The organism is Actinosynnema sp. NPDC023794 (assembly GCF_040639675.1).
Lineage (GTDB): Bacteria > Actinomycetota > Actinomycetes > Mycobacteriales > Pseudonocardiaceae > Actinosynnema > Actinosynnema luteola.
Genome location: NZ_JBFAFR010000005.1, coordinates 325,017 through 339,664, shown reverse-complemented (window position 1 = coordinate 339,664; position 14,648 = coordinate 325,017). Strand labels below are relative to the sequence as shown.

Annotated in this window: 16 protein-coding genes and 2 tRNA genes; 14 read left to right on the top strand and 4 right to left on the bottom strand. The window is 69.1% G+C overall.

What is annotated here, in order from left to right; all coding sequences use genetic code 11:
* Positions 1 to 79: 79 nt before the first annotated feature.
* From AB0H12_RS15305 to AB0H12_RS15260, 10 genes are all read left to right on the top strand, one after another.
* Positions 80 to 154, top strand: a tRNA-Ile gene (locus AB0H12_RS15305).
* Between the two features lie 460 nt (positions 155 to 614).
* Positions 615 to 1,274 carry a YdcF family protein gene (locus AB0H12_RS15300; RefSeq protein ID WP_499623508.1) on the top strand — a complete coding sequence of 220 codons (660 nt, stop codon included), beginning with the start codon at positions 615 to 617 and terminating at the stop codon, positions 1,272 to 1,274.
* A gap of 153 nt (positions 1,275 to 1,427) precedes the next feature.
* The gene (locus tag AB0H12_RS15295; RefSeq protein WP_499623507.1) at positions 1,428 to 1,856 is read left to right on the top strand and encodes an NUDIX hydrolase; all 429 of its coding nucleotides are present in this window, start codon (positions 1,428 to 1,430) and stop codon (positions 1,854 to 1,856) included.
* 457 nt (positions 1,857 to 2,313) lie between these two features.
* Positions 2,314 to 2,808, top strand: coding sequence for a hypothetical protein (locus AB0H12_RS15290; protein WP_499623506.1), 495 nt, complete (start codon positions 2,314 to 2,316; stop codon positions 2,806 to 2,808).
* 598 nt (positions 2,809 to 3,406) lie between these two features.
* Positions 3,407 to 3,468: transfer RNA gene (locus AB0H12_RS15285), tRNA-Ser, on the top strand.
* A gap of 198 nt (positions 3,469 to 3,666) precedes the next feature.
* A complete protein-coding gene (locus AB0H12_RS15280) occupies positions 3,667 to 4,563 on the top strand; it encodes a glycosyltransferase (RefSeq protein ID WP_499623505.1) in 897 nt (298 codons plus the stop codon).
* A gap of 154 nt (positions 4,564 to 4,717) precedes the next feature.
* A complete protein-coding gene (locus AB0H12_RS15275) occupies positions 4,718 to 5,797 on the top strand; it encodes a sigma-70 family RNA polymerase sigma factor (RefSeq protein WP_499623504.1) in 1,080 nt (359 codons plus the stop codon).
* A 39-nt stretch (positions 5,798 to 5,836) separates the two neighbouring features.
* Positions 5,837 to 7,246: an MFS transporter gene (locus AB0H12_RS15270; RefSeq protein WP_499623503.1), complete on the top strand. Its 1,410-nt coding sequence runs from the start codon at positions 5,837 to 5,839 to the stop codon at positions 7,244 to 7,246.
* Positions 7,243 to 7,473, top strand: a complete 231-nt coding sequence (locus AB0H12_RS15265) for a ribbon-helix-helix domain-containing protein (RefSeq protein WP_123743529.1) — start codon at positions 7,243 to 7,245, stop codon at positions 7,471 to 7,473. Before AB0H12_RS15270 ends, AB0H12_RS15265 begins: the two co-directional genes overlap by 4 nt.
* Positions 7,460 to 7,807 carry a type II toxin-antitoxin system PemK/MazF family toxin gene (locus tag AB0H12_RS15260; protein WP_230566835.1) on the top strand — a complete coding sequence of 116 codons (348 nt, stop codon included), beginning with the start codon at positions 7,460 to 7,462 and terminating at the stop codon, positions 7,805 to 7,807. Before AB0H12_RS15265 ends, AB0H12_RS15260 begins: the two co-directional genes overlap by 14 nt.
* 49 nt (positions 7,808 to 7,856) lie before the next feature.
* On the opposite strand, the gene AB0H12_RS15255 is transcribed toward AB0H12_RS15260, so the two are convergent.
* Positions 7,857 to 8,051, bottom strand: coding sequence for a ferredoxin (locus AB0H12_RS15255; protein ID WP_499623502.1), 195 nt, complete (start codon positions 8,049 to 8,051; stop codon positions 7,857 to 7,859).
* Complete coding sequence (locus tag AB0H12_RS15250) at positions 8,048 to 9,247, bottom strand: cytochrome P450 (RefSeq protein ID WP_499623501.1); 1,200 nt, start codon at positions 9,245 to 9,247, stop codon at positions 8,048 to 8,050. Before AB0H12_RS15250 ends, AB0H12_RS15255 begins: the two co-directional genes overlap by 4 nt.
* 187 nt (positions 9,248 to 9,434) lie before the next feature.
* Here AB0H12_RS15250 and AB0H12_RS15245 point away from each other — a divergent pair, with 187 nt between their 5' ends.
* The 3 genes from AB0H12_RS15245 to AB0H12_RS15235 are packed head-to-tail and all read left to right on the top strand — an operon-like array spanning position 9,435 to position 11,391.
* Positions 9,435 to 10,307, top strand: a complete 873-nt coding sequence (locus tag AB0H12_RS15245; RefSeq protein WP_499623546.1) for an ABC transporter ATP-binding protein — start codon at positions 9,435 to 9,437, stop codon at positions 10,305 to 10,307.
* Entirely contained in the window at positions 10,304 to 11,155 is an 852-nt protein-coding gene (locus AB0H12_RS15240) for an ABC transporter permease (protein WP_499623500.1), read from the top strand. The genes AB0H12_RS15245 and AB0H12_RS15240 overlap by 4 nt, the downstream gene beginning before the upstream one ends.
* Entirely contained in the window at positions 11,152 to 11,391 is a 240-nt protein-coding gene (locus AB0H12_RS15235) for a helix-turn-helix transcriptional regulator (RefSeq protein ID WP_230566831.1), read from the top strand. Before AB0H12_RS15240 ends, AB0H12_RS15235 begins: the two co-directional genes overlap by 4 nt.
* Positions 11,392 to 11,431: 40 nt before the next feature.
* Here AB0H12_RS15235 and AB0H12_RS15230 read toward each other — a convergent pair whose 3' ends face one another.
* Together AB0H12_RS15230 and AB0H12_RS15225 are read right to left on the bottom strand one after the other, a co-directional pair.
* Positions 11,432 to 12,601, bottom strand: a complete 1,170-nt coding sequence (locus AB0H12_RS15230) for a macrolide family glycosyltransferase (protein WP_499623499.1) — start codon at positions 12,599 to 12,601, stop codon at positions 11,432 to 11,434.
* Between the two features lie 123 nt (positions 12,602 to 12,724).
* Complete coding sequence (locus AB0H12_RS15225) at positions 12,725 to 13,309, bottom strand: TetR/AcrR family transcriptional regulator (protein ID WP_499623498.1); 585 nt, start codon at positions 13,307 to 13,309, stop codon at positions 12,725 to 12,727.
* 60 nt (positions 13,310 to 13,369) lie between these two features.
* On the opposite strand from AB0H12_RS15225, the gene AB0H12_RS15220 reads away from it, so the two are divergent.
* Positions 13,370 to 14,473, top strand: coding sequence for an FAD-dependent monooxygenase (locus AB0H12_RS15220; RefSeq protein ID WP_499623497.1), 1,104 nt, complete (start codon positions 13,370 to 13,372; stop codon positions 14,471 to 14,473).
* Positions 14,474 to 14,648: the final 175 nt, after the last annotated feature.

Genomic DNA, 14,648 nt, shown 5'->3' with positions numbered 1-14,648 from the left:
TGCACAGCTTGGTCACGCCGCCCGGGTTGTCGAGACGCGGGGGAAGCTCCCTCTGTACTCTCCGGAACCGCACGTCAGCGGGGCGGTAGCTCAGCCGGTCAGAGCAGCGGACTCATAATCCGTCAGGTCGTGGGTTCGAACCCCACCCGCCCCACCGTCTGACCAGCGTAAATGCTGGCTCGAAGATCAACTTAAGATCGTTTGTCCAGGTTGTCGCCCATAACGGTCAGGGCTACCACTGGGACATGGCCACCCAGGACACCAGCGCGGAGCGTCGCCGGCGGGGCAACGGCGGCAACTCGCTCGAGGTCCGTGCCTTCGCGGGCGTGGGCCCGTAACAGGCAAAGACGTCTAACTCTCCGAGTCCGTCGAGGGCACCACCAAGACGGCTCACCGACAGGCGGACAAGGTGATGACCCGCCTGGTGGTCAAGGTGGACCAGCAGCGCTCGACCAGCACCACCGTGACGTTCAGGGCGTGGGCGGAAGCCAGGCGACCCAGACGGACAAGGTCGCGAAGGTCGAGGCCGACGCCGAGATCGAGGCGGCACTCGATGTTCGAGTGGTCGTACAGCTTCCCACTGCCGGACTGACCGCAGAGAGGTCGGACAACCAGTGCCCTCCACCGTGATCCCGGACGAGCATCGCGCCGACGTCGTGACGTTGTGGGACTACCACGACATGACGCACCGAGTGCACCCCGCCGACATCGCGATCGGTCTCGGCAGTCACGACATCGGCGTGGCCGTGCGAGCCGTCGAGCTGTACCAGGCCGGGACCGTTCAGCGGCTTCTCTTCACCGGCGCGAACGCACCCACGACCGTCAAGCGGTTCCCACGCGGCGAAGCCGTCCACTACCGCGAGTACGCCTTGGAGCACGGCGTGCCCGACGAGGCCATCCTCATCGAGACCGAGGCCACCAACACGGCGGAGAACTTCACCCTCAGCCGTGAAGTGTTGCGGGACAACGGTATCCAGGTGTCATCGGCCATCCTGATCTCCCGCCCGTACCAGGAGCGCCGTTCGTATGCCACCTGCCGGAAACTCTGGCCCGGACTGGACATTGTTTGCACGTCGCACCGGCCACCGATCGACGAGTACGTAGCGGGGATCGGCGACGTTGACTTCGTCGTCAACATGCTGGTGGGCGACACCGAACGGATTACCGCGTTCGCTGAAGCCGGGTATGCCATCCCGCAAGACATCCCCACCGAAGTGCACGCCGCCTATGACCGCCTGGTAGCAGCGGGCTACACCAGCCGTCTCATCCGCTGACCACCCCCGAAGTGCCCGATGGGCTGGGCGAGAGGAGTTGCTCACCTGGCGGAAGCGCACCCGAGCGCACGGCCTCCTGGGGCATGGCGGCGACCTCGCAGCCCGTCTAGGTGTTCTAGTCTTTCGCATGTCGAGCGAAGGGCAGTGGTGTTGATGGCCGGCACGCCGACGCACTCAGTGAGCGTCGCAGGCATCGTGGTGGACGACAGCGACCGCGTGCTCGTGATTCGGCGCCGAGACAACGGACACTGGGAGGCTCCCGGCGGAGTCCTGGAGTTGGCTGAGTCCTTTGAGGACGGCGTCCGGCGGGAGATCGCGGAAGAGAGCGGCATCACGGTCGAGGTCGAACGACTCACCGGCGTCTACAAGAACATCACGCGCGGCGTTGTTGCTCTCGTGTTCCGTTGTCGCCCGTTGACCATGAACACCACGACGACGGATGAAGCGAGCGCCGTTCGCTGGATGACCCGCGACGAGGTCCGCGAGCATCTTGACCCGGCGTACGCCATCCGTGTATTCGACGCCTTCGAGCAGCAGGCCCAGCACCGCATCCACGACGGCGTGAACCTCCTGCCCTCCTGACCTGCCGCGGTCGCGATCGTGTTCAGAGTTTCTTTTCTTCATCAAGGCGGCCCCTGCCGGGGCCGCTCGCGCCGCTCTGCTTGAGGCCGCTCGGCAAGGGCCAGGGGCCCGGCTCCGCCACCCTGGCCCGCCGGCGGCCGAAGACGCGACCGACCCCGGCAAGCGCCGCATGGGGAAAGACATGTCCTCGCCGGACGGGCAGGCCAGCAGGATGGCCAGAAGATACCGCCAGCTCGGCTGCCGGCGTGGGGTCAGGTTTCGTGTCATCCCGCCGACCTCCCCGAGGTTGGGGCGAGCCAGGTCGGCGGGATGACACGAAGCCTTCAGTCAGGTGCTACATGGTGCATGTGCCGTAATCAGGCGTCAAGCACCTATAGTGGCTTCCGTGACATGGAGTCAACCGGCGGTAATAATTTCCTTAGTTGCACTTGTGCTCTCTCCAGTAATACCCTACGTCATGTTGCGAAAGCAGTCGAAAAATCAATACAGGCTCGAATCTTGGAAATCGCAGTCAAGTAATATTCGAGCTGCACTAGATATTGTTCACGATCTCAGTGAAGCTCTACGGTCGGTGCAGGACGAGCTTCTCGACCGTAATGACGTGGACAAACTCGGGTTGGATGACTGCCTGAATCGGCTGCATCGCGAACTAGGTCCAAAGCTGTCGAAAGATGCGCAATTGAATGAGCTGCTACAATGGACGCGCATTCACATGACCTCTTTCAAAATGAATAAGGTGCCCGATTTCGACAACTTCAGCTATCGAGTTCATGATGTGATGCACGCTCTTCGAAGTCCGGAAGCTGGACGCGAGGCCGAACTCGAACTAGAGGAAGTTTATAAATGGATCAAAAAGTTCACGCACTATGCCGTTCTCCAGCGTAAATCGTACGACGACCTTGTTGAGAACCTGAGGCGAGTTCAGGGTGCACTAAATACGCGCCTGCCGTAGATCGTGACGCGGTAGGCGGGAAATGGCTCGCAACTGTTCGGAAGCCTGAGATTGGCGCGAGCGCCGAGAGTTCGTTAGGGATGATGCTCGGGGTGCTGTTCTGCGAACCTGTTGACAACCCGCCGCCCTTGGCGACATCGACTAGCTTGCAAGCTGGTCCACGATGCAGATGTAGATCATCGCCATGCCTTACTCCTGCGAAACGGCGGGCGGATGACCGCTGTGGACGGGTGGTGACCCTGGTTTGATGCCGGGGCATCAAACCAGATGAGGATCAATGTTCGGCCATCATGGCGGATGACAGGCGTCTCGCTCTAATCCCGAGGTGGCAGGTCCGAACGAGCGCCGAGTGGTGGACAGGGCGGTGGTCAGGGCGCTCGGCTGCCGCACCTGTGGACAGCTCGACGCCTTGGCGGCATCGACCAGCCCACAGGCTTGCCTACGAGAACGGTGGTGCGGTTGGGTGAGACAAGATCCACGCCACACTTTTGCCCCACAAAACGACGGCGGACGACCACCAACCATGATCCACAGTGGTCGTTCGCAGACGCGAAGCGCGCTGATCGTGGCGAGTGCTGGCAGGTGTCGGCAGACGACGGGGGAGACGGGGGAGACGGCCAACAATCCGTCAGGTCGTGGGTTCGAACCCCATCCTCCCCACTGTTGATGCTAGTCAGGGGATGGCGTTGACTGGAACACGGTCAACGTCGCCCTCCTGCCCCACTTCTTGAGCCGAACCCGTAATCGCGCGCCGCGCGTCGGCCGCCCGATGGCTGGTCACCCCGCGTGCCATGTGCGGGTCCTGGGTCGTGCCCACCCCGAGTGCCCGACGCGGACGACACGAAGGACGAACGAGAGATGACCCTGCCCTCCATCAACCCTGCGCTCGGCATGGACCTGGTCACGCGCAGGACCCTCCACCGTCGGGTCGCGTCGGTCAGCGTGGTGATTCCCGCGCACAACGAAGAAGCCACGATCGACGAGGTCGTCGCCGAATCGTCACGCGGGCTCGAGGTGCTCGGCACGAGTGGTGAAGTGATCGTCAGCGCCAGTGGGTGCACTGATCGAACGGCGGACGTGGCACGTGAAGCGGGTGCGACGGTGGTCGACGCCGGACTCGGCAAAGGGACGGCGATCGCACGGGGCGTCGCGGCCGGAAAGGGCGACATCATCTGCCTGGTCGACGGCGACCTCCGCTACTTCGGCGACCTGCCTCTGGTGACGCTGCTCGTCGAGCCGATCCTGAACGGCACCGCGGACGCCACGGTGTCGGACCTCTACTGGCGTCCGCTCTACCCGCAGCTCTGGCTGTGCGGGTTCTTCGCCCCTCTCGCCGGCACGCTGTTCCCCGAGATGCTGCCGAAGGTCGGTTCGACGCCGTGGTCCGGTCAACGCGCGGCCGTGCGGGAACTCTGGCCCGAGTCCTTGCCCACCGGATTCACGGCGGACCTCGCGCTGTTGCTCCACTGGAACGCCAACGCGGTGCGCATGCGGCCGGTGCTGGCGGACGACTGGACGAATCCCCAGCGGCCGAAGCCGGAGTTGATGGAGGAGGAGTTCGGGCTCCTCGTGGAGAGCGCGGTCACCCGCGGCCGGATCGGACGGCAGGCGGTTCCCCGGCTGCGCGGGTGGTTCGAGCAGACCTACGCCCTCATGGCCGAGTACGACCCGGAGCAGCACGACCCCCGGGAGTTCGAGGCCCGGATCCTCGACCGGTCCTTGGCGGAACTCCGCGCCCGACTCCACGCCGCGTAGCCGGCGGCGCAGCGCGCGAGGGCGGGAACCGGGGGCGCGCGGACCGACCAGTTCCGGGCTCCGGTGGTGTCCACCCATCCGGAAGCACTTACCGGCCACCGTCGCACGTCAGAACTGCCGCACCGCGGGTGGTCACGGCAGAGGAGGAGTCACCATGCCAGGGATCTTGCCGGTCAGGGGAAGCGACGCCGGCGCGCAGCGCACGCCCGGAGGACTGCTCGCGTCGGCGCGCAGCGGTGACGGTGAGGCGTTCCGCGGGCTCGTCGAGCCGTACCGACGGGAGCTCCAGGTCCACTGCTACCGCATCCTCGGCTCGGTGCAGGACGCGGAGGACCTGGTGCAGGAGACGTTGCTGGCGGCGTGGCGCGGCATCGGCGGGTACGAGGAGCGGGCGTCGGTGCGGACGTGGCTCTACCGGATCGCCACCAACCGCTGCCTCAACGCGCTGCGGGCCGGCGCCCGTCGCCCGAACGACCAGGCGGCCTACCGACCGGAGGTCCCGTTGCCCGAGCCGTCCCACCGCCGCGCGGCGCCCAGCTGGCTGGAGCCGTACCCCGACTCGCTGCTCGACGGGATCGCCGACCACGCGCCGGGGCCGGAGACGCGCTACGAGATCAGCGAGTCGGTGTCGCTGGCGTTCCTGACCGCCCTGCAACAACTGCCGCCGAAGCAGCGGGCCGTGCTGGTGCTGCGGGACGTGCTCGGCTTCCGGGCCGCCGAGGTCGCGACCATCCTCGACACCTCGGAGAACGCGGTCACCAGCGCGGTGAAACGGGCCCGCGGCGCGCTCGCCCGGGAACTGCCGAACCCGGACCGGGAGAGCGCCCCGCTGCCGAACTCGCCGCGGGAACGCCGGATCGTGGACGACTTCACCCGCGCGTTCCAGGCCGGTGACGTGGACGCGGTCGTGGACCTGCTGACGAACGACGCGCGGCTCACGATGCCGCCGATGCCGCTGGAGTACCGGGGACGGGACGAGATCGGCCACTTCCTGGCGACCGTGGCACTGCGGGACGGGATGCGGTACGTGTTGATCCCGACCCGCGCCAACGGCCAACCGGCCTTCGGCTGCTACGTGCGCGACCAGCGCACGCCGATCCTGCACGCGCACGGCGTGCTGCTGCTGACGCTGACCGGCGACCGGATCACCGGCCTCACCCGGTTCCACGACAACTGCTTCCTGCCTCCCTTCGGACTCCCGCGATCGCTGCGCGCCTCCATCGGCAGCGCCTGACCGCGAGCCCGAGGCGCGAACGAACCGGAGGGGAGAACGGTGAGCACCGGAGCAGAGCGGATGACGGCCAAGCAGGCGTGGACCTTGGGGCTCGCCTCGCTGGCCTCGTTCATGATGGCGCTGGACAGCATGGTCGTGACCACCGCGCTGAGCACGATCCGCGCGGATCTCACGGCGTCGGTCGAACAACTGGAATGGGTCGTCACCGCGTACAACCTGTCGTTCGCGGTGCTGCTGCTCACCGGGGCCGCGCTGGGTGACCGATTCGGCCGCCGCAAGGTGTTCAACGCCGGCCTGGCGTTGTTCACCGCCGCGTCGGTGGCGTGCGCGCTGGCGCCGGACGCCGTCTTCCTGATCACCTCCCGGGCGTTCCAGGGCGCGGGCGCCGCGATGGTGCTGCCGCTGTCGCTCACGTTGATCACCGCGGCCTTCCCGCCGCGCACGCGCGGCAAGGCGATGGGCCTCTACCTGGGCCTCACCGGTCTGGCCACGGTCGGCGGCCCGGTCATCGGCGGCGCGATCGCACAGGGCCTGGCCTGGCAGTGGATCTTCTGGCTGAACCTGCCGATCGGCATCGTCGCGATCCTGCTCGCCACGCGGGAGGTGGACGAGAGCACCGGCCCGAACGACAAGCTCGACCTGGGCGGACTCGGCCTGGTGACGCTGGGCGCGTTCGGCGTCATCTGGGCGCTGGTGCGCGGCAACGCGGCGGGCTGGGCCGGCGGGGAGGTCGTCGCCTCGTTCGTGATCGGCGTGGTGCTGCTGGTCGCGTTCGTGTTGTACGAGAAGCGCACGCCGCGACCGATGGTCCCGATGAGCTTCTTCAAGCTGCGGGCGTTCGCCACCGCCAACCCGGCGAACTTCCTGGTGTTCGCCTCTCTGTACGGCACGATGTTCTTCCTCGCGCAGTACTTCCAGGTCGTCAAGGGCCACGGTCCGCTCGTCGCCGGACTCATGCTGATGCCCTGGACCGGCACGCTCATGGTGTGCGCGCCGATCGCCGGCCGCCTGGTCGACAGGGTCGGCGAGCGGAGGTTCGTGGTCGGCGGCCTGTTCCTGCAGGCGGTCGGCATGGGGTGGATCGCCGTCGCCGTCGACGCCGACACGTCCTACCTGGAGATCCTGCCCGCGCTGGTCCTCGGTTCGGCGGGCATCACGGCGGCGATGCCCGCCGCGCAGAAGGCGGTCGTGAGCGCGGTGGAGCCGCAGCGGATCGGCCAGGCGTCCGGCGTCTTCATGATGCTGCGCATCTTCGGCGGCGTGTTCGGCACCGCGGTGGCGGTGGCCGTGTTCGGCGCCGTCGGCGGCTACGCGACCGCCGCGCGGTTCAGCGAGGGCTTCTCGGCCTCGATGGTCGCGGTCGCCGTGCTGGCGTCCGCCGGCATGCTGGTCGGCCTCGCGATGCCGGGTTCCTACCGGGTAGTACCGGAGGTAGCATCGAAGGTATGAAAATCAGTGTGAGCCTCCCCGAGGAGGACGTAGAGTTCGTTGATCGCTACCTGCGGCAACACCGGAGCGCCTCGCGATCGTCCGTGATCCACCAGGCGATCACGCTCCTGCGCGAGGCGGGTCTGGAGAACGCCTACGCGAGCGCGTGGGAAGAGTGGGAAGCCGGAGGGGACGCCGACATGTGGGACGTGACCGCGCCGGACGGTGTCCTCGATGCGGCGAGGTGACATCTACTGGGTGGACCTGGAGCCGGCGCAGGGCGCCGAGGCCAACAAGATCCGCCCGGCCGTCCTCGTGAGCAACGACGCGGCGAACCGGGCCGCCGGACGGGGCGGCCGGGGTGTGGTGACCGTGGTCCCGATCACCTCGAACACCGCCAAGGTGTACCCGTTCCAGGTGCTGCTGCCCGCCAAGGACTGCGGGCTCGGCGCGGACTCGAAGGCCCAGGCCGAGCAGGTGCGCACGGTCGCCGCGGCCCGGCTCCGCGCCAGGATCGGCGGCCTGCCGCCCGCGGTGCTCAAGCAGCTCGACGACGCCCTGCGCGTGCACCTGTCGCTCTGAGCCGCCGTTCACCGCCGGGACCGCCCGGAGGCGGCCCCGGCAGCTCACGTCACTCCACGATGCGGATGGCGCCGGCCGGGCAGAGGTGCGCCGCCTCACGCGCCGCCTCCTCGTGCTCGCCCGTCGGGGACGGCTGCAGCAGCACGACCGTCCCGTCGACCTCGTCCTGGTCGAACACCACCGAATCGGTCAACGCGCACATCCCGGACCCCGCGCACACGTCCGGATCGACTTCCACCTTCACGAGAACTCCACTGGCAGCTCGTGCACACCGTAAATGGCCATGTCGGTGCGCATCTTGACGTCCTCGGCCGGCACGCCGAGCCGCAGGTCCGGGAACTCCCGGAACAGCGCGGCGAAGCCGACCCTCATCTCGATCCGCGCCAACTGCTGCCCGAGGCACTGGTGCACGCCGTGGCCGAACGCGAGGTGCCCGGCCGCGGACCGGCGGACGTCGAACTCGTCCGGCCGCTCGAACCGCGCCGGGTCCCGGTTGGCGGCGGCCACCGAGATCGAGACCGACTCGCCCGCCCTGACCACCACGCCGCCGATCGCCACGTCCTCCAACGCCGTGCGCAGCGTGCCGAACTGGATGATCGTCAGGTACCGCATCATCTCCTCGACCGCGTTGTCCACCAACGACGGGTCGGCTTGCAGCGCCGCCAGCTGCTCGGGGTGCCGCAACAGCAGCAACGTGCCGATGCCCAGCATGTTCGCCGTGGTCTCGTGACCGGCGACGAGCAGGAGCAGCCCCATGTTGGCCACTTCCTCGTCGGTCAGCTCGCCGGTGGCGATCAACCCGGTCAGCATGTCGTCGCCCGGCTCGACGTGCTTGCGCTTCGCCAGCTGGAGCACGAAGTCCTCCAGCCGCTCGAACGCCGCCATGATCTCCTCGAACGTGGAGTCGAGCCGCAGCGCCTTGGCGGTGTCCTCCTGGAACGTCGCCCGGTCCTCGTAGGGCACGCCGAGCAGCTCGCAGATGACCATCGACGGCACCGGCAGCGCGAAGTCCGCCACCAGGTCCGCCGACGTACCCGACTCGCGCATCGCGGCCAGGTGCTCGGCCACGATCTGCTCGATGCGCGGCATCAGCTGGTTCATCCGCCGCACGGTGAACTGCCCGGTCAGCAGCTTGCGGTAGCGGGTGTGGTCGGGCGCGTCCATCCCGATGAACATGCCCGGCTTGGCCGCCGGCCGCTGCGGCACCGGCTTGCCGGCCACCGGCCGCGGTGAGTGCTGGAGCTCGGCCCGGCTGCTGAACCGGCGGTCCGCGTGCACCTCGCGAGCCAGCTCGTAGCTGGTCACGAGCCACCCCAGGTGCCCGTCGGGGAACTTCATCCGGCTGATCGGGGCCCGTTCGCGGAGCAACCCCAACTCCGCGGGCGGGTCGAACGGCGTGGTGCGTTGGCTCGGCAGCTCGGAGTACAGCGTTTCGGTCATCTCGCACACCTCCCAGTGCGTAAAGGGACCTACTTCGCAACATACAGAAGTTTCACGAAGCCGTGAAGTAAATAAGCCGTAAGGGAACAGCCGTAGTACGAGAGATAGCAGGTGTGCTACAAAATGACCGAGAACTCTGACAAGGGGGAGGTGAGGGTCCTTGGTCATCGAGGTGCGCGATCTGCGGATGCGCTACGGCACCACGGACGTGCTGCACGGGGTCGACTTCACCGCGGGCCCGGGTGAGGTGCTGGCCCTGCTCGGGCCGAACGGCGCGGGCAAGACCACCACGATCGAGATCCTGGAGGGGTTCCGGCTGCCCTCCGACGGCCACGTCCGGGTGCTGGGCGTCGACCCGGCCACCGGCGACGAGGCCTGGCGCGCCCGGCTCGGCGTGGTGCTCCAGTCGTGGCGCGACCACGGCCGCTGGCGGGTGCGCGAGCTGCTGCACCACCTCGGCCGCTACTACGAGCCCTACGCCACGCCGCACCAGCCGCGGCCGTTCGACACCGACGAGCTGATCGACACCGTCGGCCTGACCGAGCACGCGCACAAGAAGATCAGCAGCCTCTCCGGCGGCCAGCGGCGGCGGCTGGACGTGGCGATCGGCATCGTCGGCAAGCCGGACCTGCTGTTCCTGGACGAGCCGACGGCCGGGTTCGACCCGCACGCGCGCCGGGACTTCCACGACCTGGTGCACCGCCTGTCGGACCTGGAGGGCATGACGATCCTGCTGACCACGCACGACCTGGCCGAGGCGGAGAAGCTGGCCGACCGGATCCTGGTGCTCGCGGGCGGCCGGATCATCGCCGACGGCAGCCCGGACCAGCTCAGCCGCCGGGTCGCGGGCAAGTCCGAGGTCCGCTGGACGCACGACGGCCTGCGGCACGTGCACACCGCGGACGACGCGACGGCGTTCGTGCGCGACCTGTTCCGCCAGCACGCGACGGGCATCTCCGAGCTGGAGGTGCGCCGCAGCACGTTGGAGGACACCTACATGGCACTCGTGCAGCGGCACGAGAGCGGCCAGGCGACCGACGAGGAGGTGGCGATCCGGTGAACACCAAGGCACAGGCCATCCGGCTCGGCGTGGACCGCGGGGTGCGCGAGTTCCGCCACTCCATGGGCAGCTCCGACCAGTTCTACAACGTGTTCACCGGGCTCGCCGCGCTGACCGTGCTGTGGTTCCAGCGCGACTCGTCCGTCGAGGGCTCCGACATCTCGCTCGCCGCGCTCACCCTGCCCGGCATGCTCGGCATGGGGATGGTGTTCGGCGCCCTGGTCGGGCCCGCGGGCCAGCTCTCGATGAACCGGGAGGACGGCACGCTGCTGCGCGCCAAGGCGGTGCCGCACGGCATGGTCGGCTACCTGGTCGGCCGGACCGTGCAGACGTCGCTGGACTCCCTGACCGGCCTGCTGATCGTGCTGGTGCCGGGCCTGTTCCTGGTGAACGTGCTGTCGGACGCGGGCGTGGGCGGCGTGCTCGGCCTGCTCGCCGTGCTGGCGTTCGGCATGGTGTCGATGCTGCCCTGGGGCGCGGTCGCCGGGTCGATCACCAAGAGCCCCGGCGGCGCGATGGGCATCACGATGCTGCCGATGATGGGCCTCGTGGCGATCTCGGGCATCTTCTACCCGATCACGGCGATGCCCGGCTGGCTGCAGGGGGTCGCCCAGGTGTTCCCGGTGTACTGGGCGGGGCACGGCGCCAGGGCGGCGCTGCTGCCGGACGCGGCGGCGGCCACGGAGCTCGGCGGCTCCTGGCGGATCCTGGAGATGGTGGGCGTGCTCGGGGTGTGGGCGGTGGTCGGCTTCCTGCTTGCGCCTACGATCCTGCGTCGGATGGCTCGCCGTGAGTCCGGAGCGGAGATGGAGCAACGCCGACAGGCGGCGTTGCAGAGGGTGCGATGAGCGAAAGCGTCTACAACCGGATCGCGATGCTGCGCGCGGAACGGGGAGTGTCACGCCGGCAGCTCTCAGAGGCGTTGGGCATCCACTACCAGACCGTGGGCTACCTGGAGCGGGGCGAGTACAGCCCCAGCCTGTACCTGGCGCTGCGCATCGCGCAGTACTTCGAGGTGCCGGTGGAGGTCGTGTTCTCGACCGACCCGTTCCCCAGGCTGGGCAGCGACGAGCGATCCGCGTAGACGGGGAGGGGGCGGCGCCGACGGCTCCGCCCCCTCGTCACTACTCCAGCTCCGCCTCGATCACGTCGGCCGCCGCGGCCGTGCCGCCGGCCGCCCGGATCTCGGCCTTCAGCCCGGCCAGCCGCCGGGCCACGTCCGGGTCGTCCGCCAGCTCCAGCACGGCGGACCGCAGCCCTTCGGCGGTGACCTCCTCGCGCGGGATGTGCCTGCCGACGCCCAGCTCGACCAGGCGCAGGGCGTTCATGGCCTGCTCGCCGATCATGGGCAGGCCGACCATCGGCACGCCGTGGTACAGCCCTTCCATCGTGCCGCCCATGCCGCAGTGCGTGATGAACACCTTGGCGTGCGACAGGATCTCCAGCTGCGGCACCCAGCGGCGCAGCTCCACGTTCGACGGCGGCTCGCCGAGCGAGGCCGGGTCGACGTGCTTGCCGATGGCCATCACCACGTGCCAGTCGAGGTCGCCGAACGCCTCGAAGCACCGCCGGTAGATCCCCGGCTCGTTGGTGTAGGCCGACCCCAGCGAGATCAACAGCACCGGCCGGTCGTCCGCGGGCCGTTCCCACGTGCCCTGGAACGCCGACCGGTCGCTCAGGCACGGTCCCACGAACGTGTACTTCGGGTGCACCGACTCGTGGTTCGGCTGGAACGACCGCGCGATGCTCACCACCGCGCGGTCCGGGTCGGCGACGTACGCCGGGCCGGGGATCGCCACGCCCTCGGCGGCCAGCCACGCGTCCAGCTCGGCGTAGAACGCGGTCACCTCGGGCTGGTCGACCATGTCGCCCATCTCCTCCTCCCAGCCCTCGTACGTGACGAAGGTGGGGGAGAACTGGATCGCCGGCACGCCCCAGCGGCCCGCCAGCAGGCGCGCCGTCCACGCGCCGATGTCGTACACGACGGCGTCCGGCCGGTCGGCCGCGAAGGCCGCCTCCAGCACCGGCAGCACCGACTTGGCCTCGGTCAGGAACAGGCGCATGGCCGGCGCCAGTTCGGTCGGCCACTCCTGGTCTTCGGTCGGCAGGGTGGTGGGGTGGACGACCGGCGTCGCGCCGGCCCGCTCGACGACGTCCGCGAATCCGGGGTCGACCGCGTAGCTGACCCGGTGGCCGCGGTTCACCAGTTCGGTGACGACGGGCAGCGTCGGGTTGACGTGGCCGTGGCCGGGGATGTTGAGGAAGGCGATGTGGGACATGAGGACTCTCCGCATGAGTTTTCGGGTTGGCTCGAAGACCCCGTCACGCGTGGCGCGTGGGGGTGGACGGCTGCCCCGAACTCAGAGGTAGAAGATCCCGAAGGCCCACATGCGATCAACGGTAGCGCCGGGCGCCACTCATTTCCCGAGCACGCCGCGCAGCGCCGCGCGGATCGCCGCGGCCAGTTCGGCGCGGCTCTCCGGGGTGCCGGGGGTGGGCGCCCCGAGCGCTCCCGCGCCGACCAGCCGGTCGAACAGCAGGCCGTCCACGAACGCCACCAGCTCCCGGCTCCGCCGCTCCGGGGCCTCCGCGCCCCACGCCGCCAGCAGCTCTCGCGCCTGTGCCCGGGGCCGTTCGCCGTGGGCCAGGATGCCGCGCAGCTCGGGGTGGTGGGTGGCCTCCAGCAGGCACGCGTACCGGGCCAGGGTGCGCTCGCGGCCGGTCGTCATCCACTGGTCGAGCACGTGCGCGAGGGCCTCGGCGAGCAGGTCGGGGTCGAGCGGGACGTTGATCCGCGCTGCCGCCACCTCGGCGTCGTCCAGGTCGGCGAGCCGCTGCACGACGCCCTCGACGAGCGCCTTGCGGGTGCGGAAGTAGGCCGAGGTCGAGCCGGTGGGCACGCCCGCCTGCGCGTCCACGGCGCGGTGGGTCAGCCCGCGCATGCCCTTGGTGGCCACCACGTGGATCGCCGCGTCGGCGAGGGCGGCCATGCGCTCCGTCACAGTGAATCCTCCTTCTACAGCTGTAGAGTACGGATCTCTACAGCTGTAGAAGGAGTGGGAGTGAAAGCGGTCGTGGTGGGCGGTGGCCTCGGCGGTGTCACGGCGGCGGTGGCGTTGCGACGGGTCGGGTGGGAGGTCGCGGTGCTGGAACGCGCGCCGGCGTTCGGCGAGGTCGGCGCGGGCGTCGGCGTGATGCCGAACGCCATGCGGGCGCTGGCGGCGCTCGGGCTGGCCGACGAGGTGCGGCGGATCGGCACGCCCCGCGTGCCGGGTGGCATCCTCGACCCGAGGGGGCGGACGCTGACGCACGTCGACGCGTCGCACCAGGACCACGTGGTGGCCGTGCACCGGGCGGACCTGCACCGGGTGCTGCGGTCGGCGTTGCCGCCGGAATGCCTGGTCACGGACACCGAGGTGCACTCGCTGGACGACCTGGACGCGGACCTGGTGGTCGCGGCGGACGGCATCCGCAGCCGCGCCCGGCAGGCGCTGTTCCCCACATTGCCCCAGCCGGTGTACGCGGGCACCACGGCGTGGCGGAGCGTGACGACGGCCCGGTTCCCGCTCGACCTCGGTCTCAGCCAGACCCTCGGTCCCGGCACGGAGTTCGGCGTCCTCCCCCTGGGTGACGGCCGGGTCTGCTGGTACGCGGCCGCGGTCGCGCCCGCCGGTGGTCGTTCGGCCGACGAGCTGGGCGAGGTGCGCCGCCTCGTCGCCGGCTGGCACGACCCCATCCCGGACCTGCTGGACGCCACGCCGCCGGACACCGTGTTGCGGCACGACATCCACGAGCTCGCCACGCCGCTGCCGACCTACGTGCGCGGCCGGGTGGCGCTGCTCGGCGACGCCGCCCACGCGATGACGCCCTACCTGGGACAAGGCGCGTGCATGGCGCTCGAGGACGCGGTCGTGCTGGCCGCCGCGTGCGCCCGCGCCGAGGACGTGCCGACCGCGCTCGCCGACTACGACCGCCAACGCCGGCCGCGCACGCAGTCGATGGCCAAGGCGTCCCGGGTGGTCGGGCGGGTCGGGCACAAGTTGCGCAACCCGGTGGCCGTGACGATGCGCGACGCCGCGATGCGCGCGGTTCCGGCGTCGGTGGGTCTGCGCGGGATGGCGAAGTTCCTGGCGTGGGCACCACCGTCTTTGTCACTCGATAGGTGACAAAAATGCTGTGAGGTAAATCACAGGTAACTGCCGTGATTCGGGCGGATAACGATCGAATATCACTCGTTTTCGCAGGATGTGTCACACTTCTGCGCGATCAAGCACTCACTCTGTGGCATCAACGGTCCGTAATCGCACCCCCTCGGTGCCCGGCACGGCGGTGCGGCAACCA

Excerpts from the sequence above, each read along its gene's own strand:
- AB0H12_RS15295 (WP_499623507.1), top strand. The coding sequence starts at position 1,428 with ATGGCCGGCACGCCGACGCACTCAGTGAGCGTCGCAGGCATCGTGGTG.
- AB0H12_RS15290 (WP_499623506.1), top strand. The coding sequence starts at position 2,314 with ATGTTGCGAAAGCAGTCGAAAAATCAATACAGGCTCGAATCTTGGAAA.
- AB0H12_RS15280 (WP_499623505.1), top strand. The coding sequence starts at position 3,667 with ATGACCCTGCCCTCCATCAACCCTGCGCTCGGCATGGACCTGGTCACG.
- AB0H12_RS15275 (WP_499623504.1), top strand. The coding sequence starts at position 4,718 with ATGCCAGGGATCTTGCCGGTCAGGGGAAGCGACGCCGGCGCGCAGCGC.
- AB0H12_RS15265 (WP_123743529.1), top strand. The coding sequence starts at position 7,243 with ATGAAAATCAGTGTGAGCCTCCCCGAGGAGGACGTAGAGTTCGTTGAT.
- AB0H12_RS15260 (WP_230566835.1), top strand. The coding sequence starts at position 7,460 with ATGCGGCGAGGTGACATCTACTGGGTGGACCTGGAGCCGGCGCAGGGC.
- AB0H12_RS15250 (WP_499623501.1), bottom strand. The coding sequence starts at position 9,247 with ATGACCGAAACGCTGTACTCCGAGCTGCCGAGCCAACGCACCACGCCG.
- AB0H12_RS15245 (WP_499623546.1), top strand. The coding sequence starts at position 9,435 with ATGCGCTACGGCACCACGGACGTGCTGCACGGGGTCGACTTCACCGCG.
- AB0H12_RS15235 (WP_230566831.1), top strand. The coding sequence starts at position 11,152 with ATGAGCGAAAGCGTCTACAACCGGATCGCGATGCTGCGCGCGGAACGG.
- AB0H12_RS15230 (WP_499623499.1), bottom strand. The coding sequence starts at position 12,601 with ATGCGGAGAGTCCTCATGTCCCACATCGCCTTCCTCAACATCCCCGGC.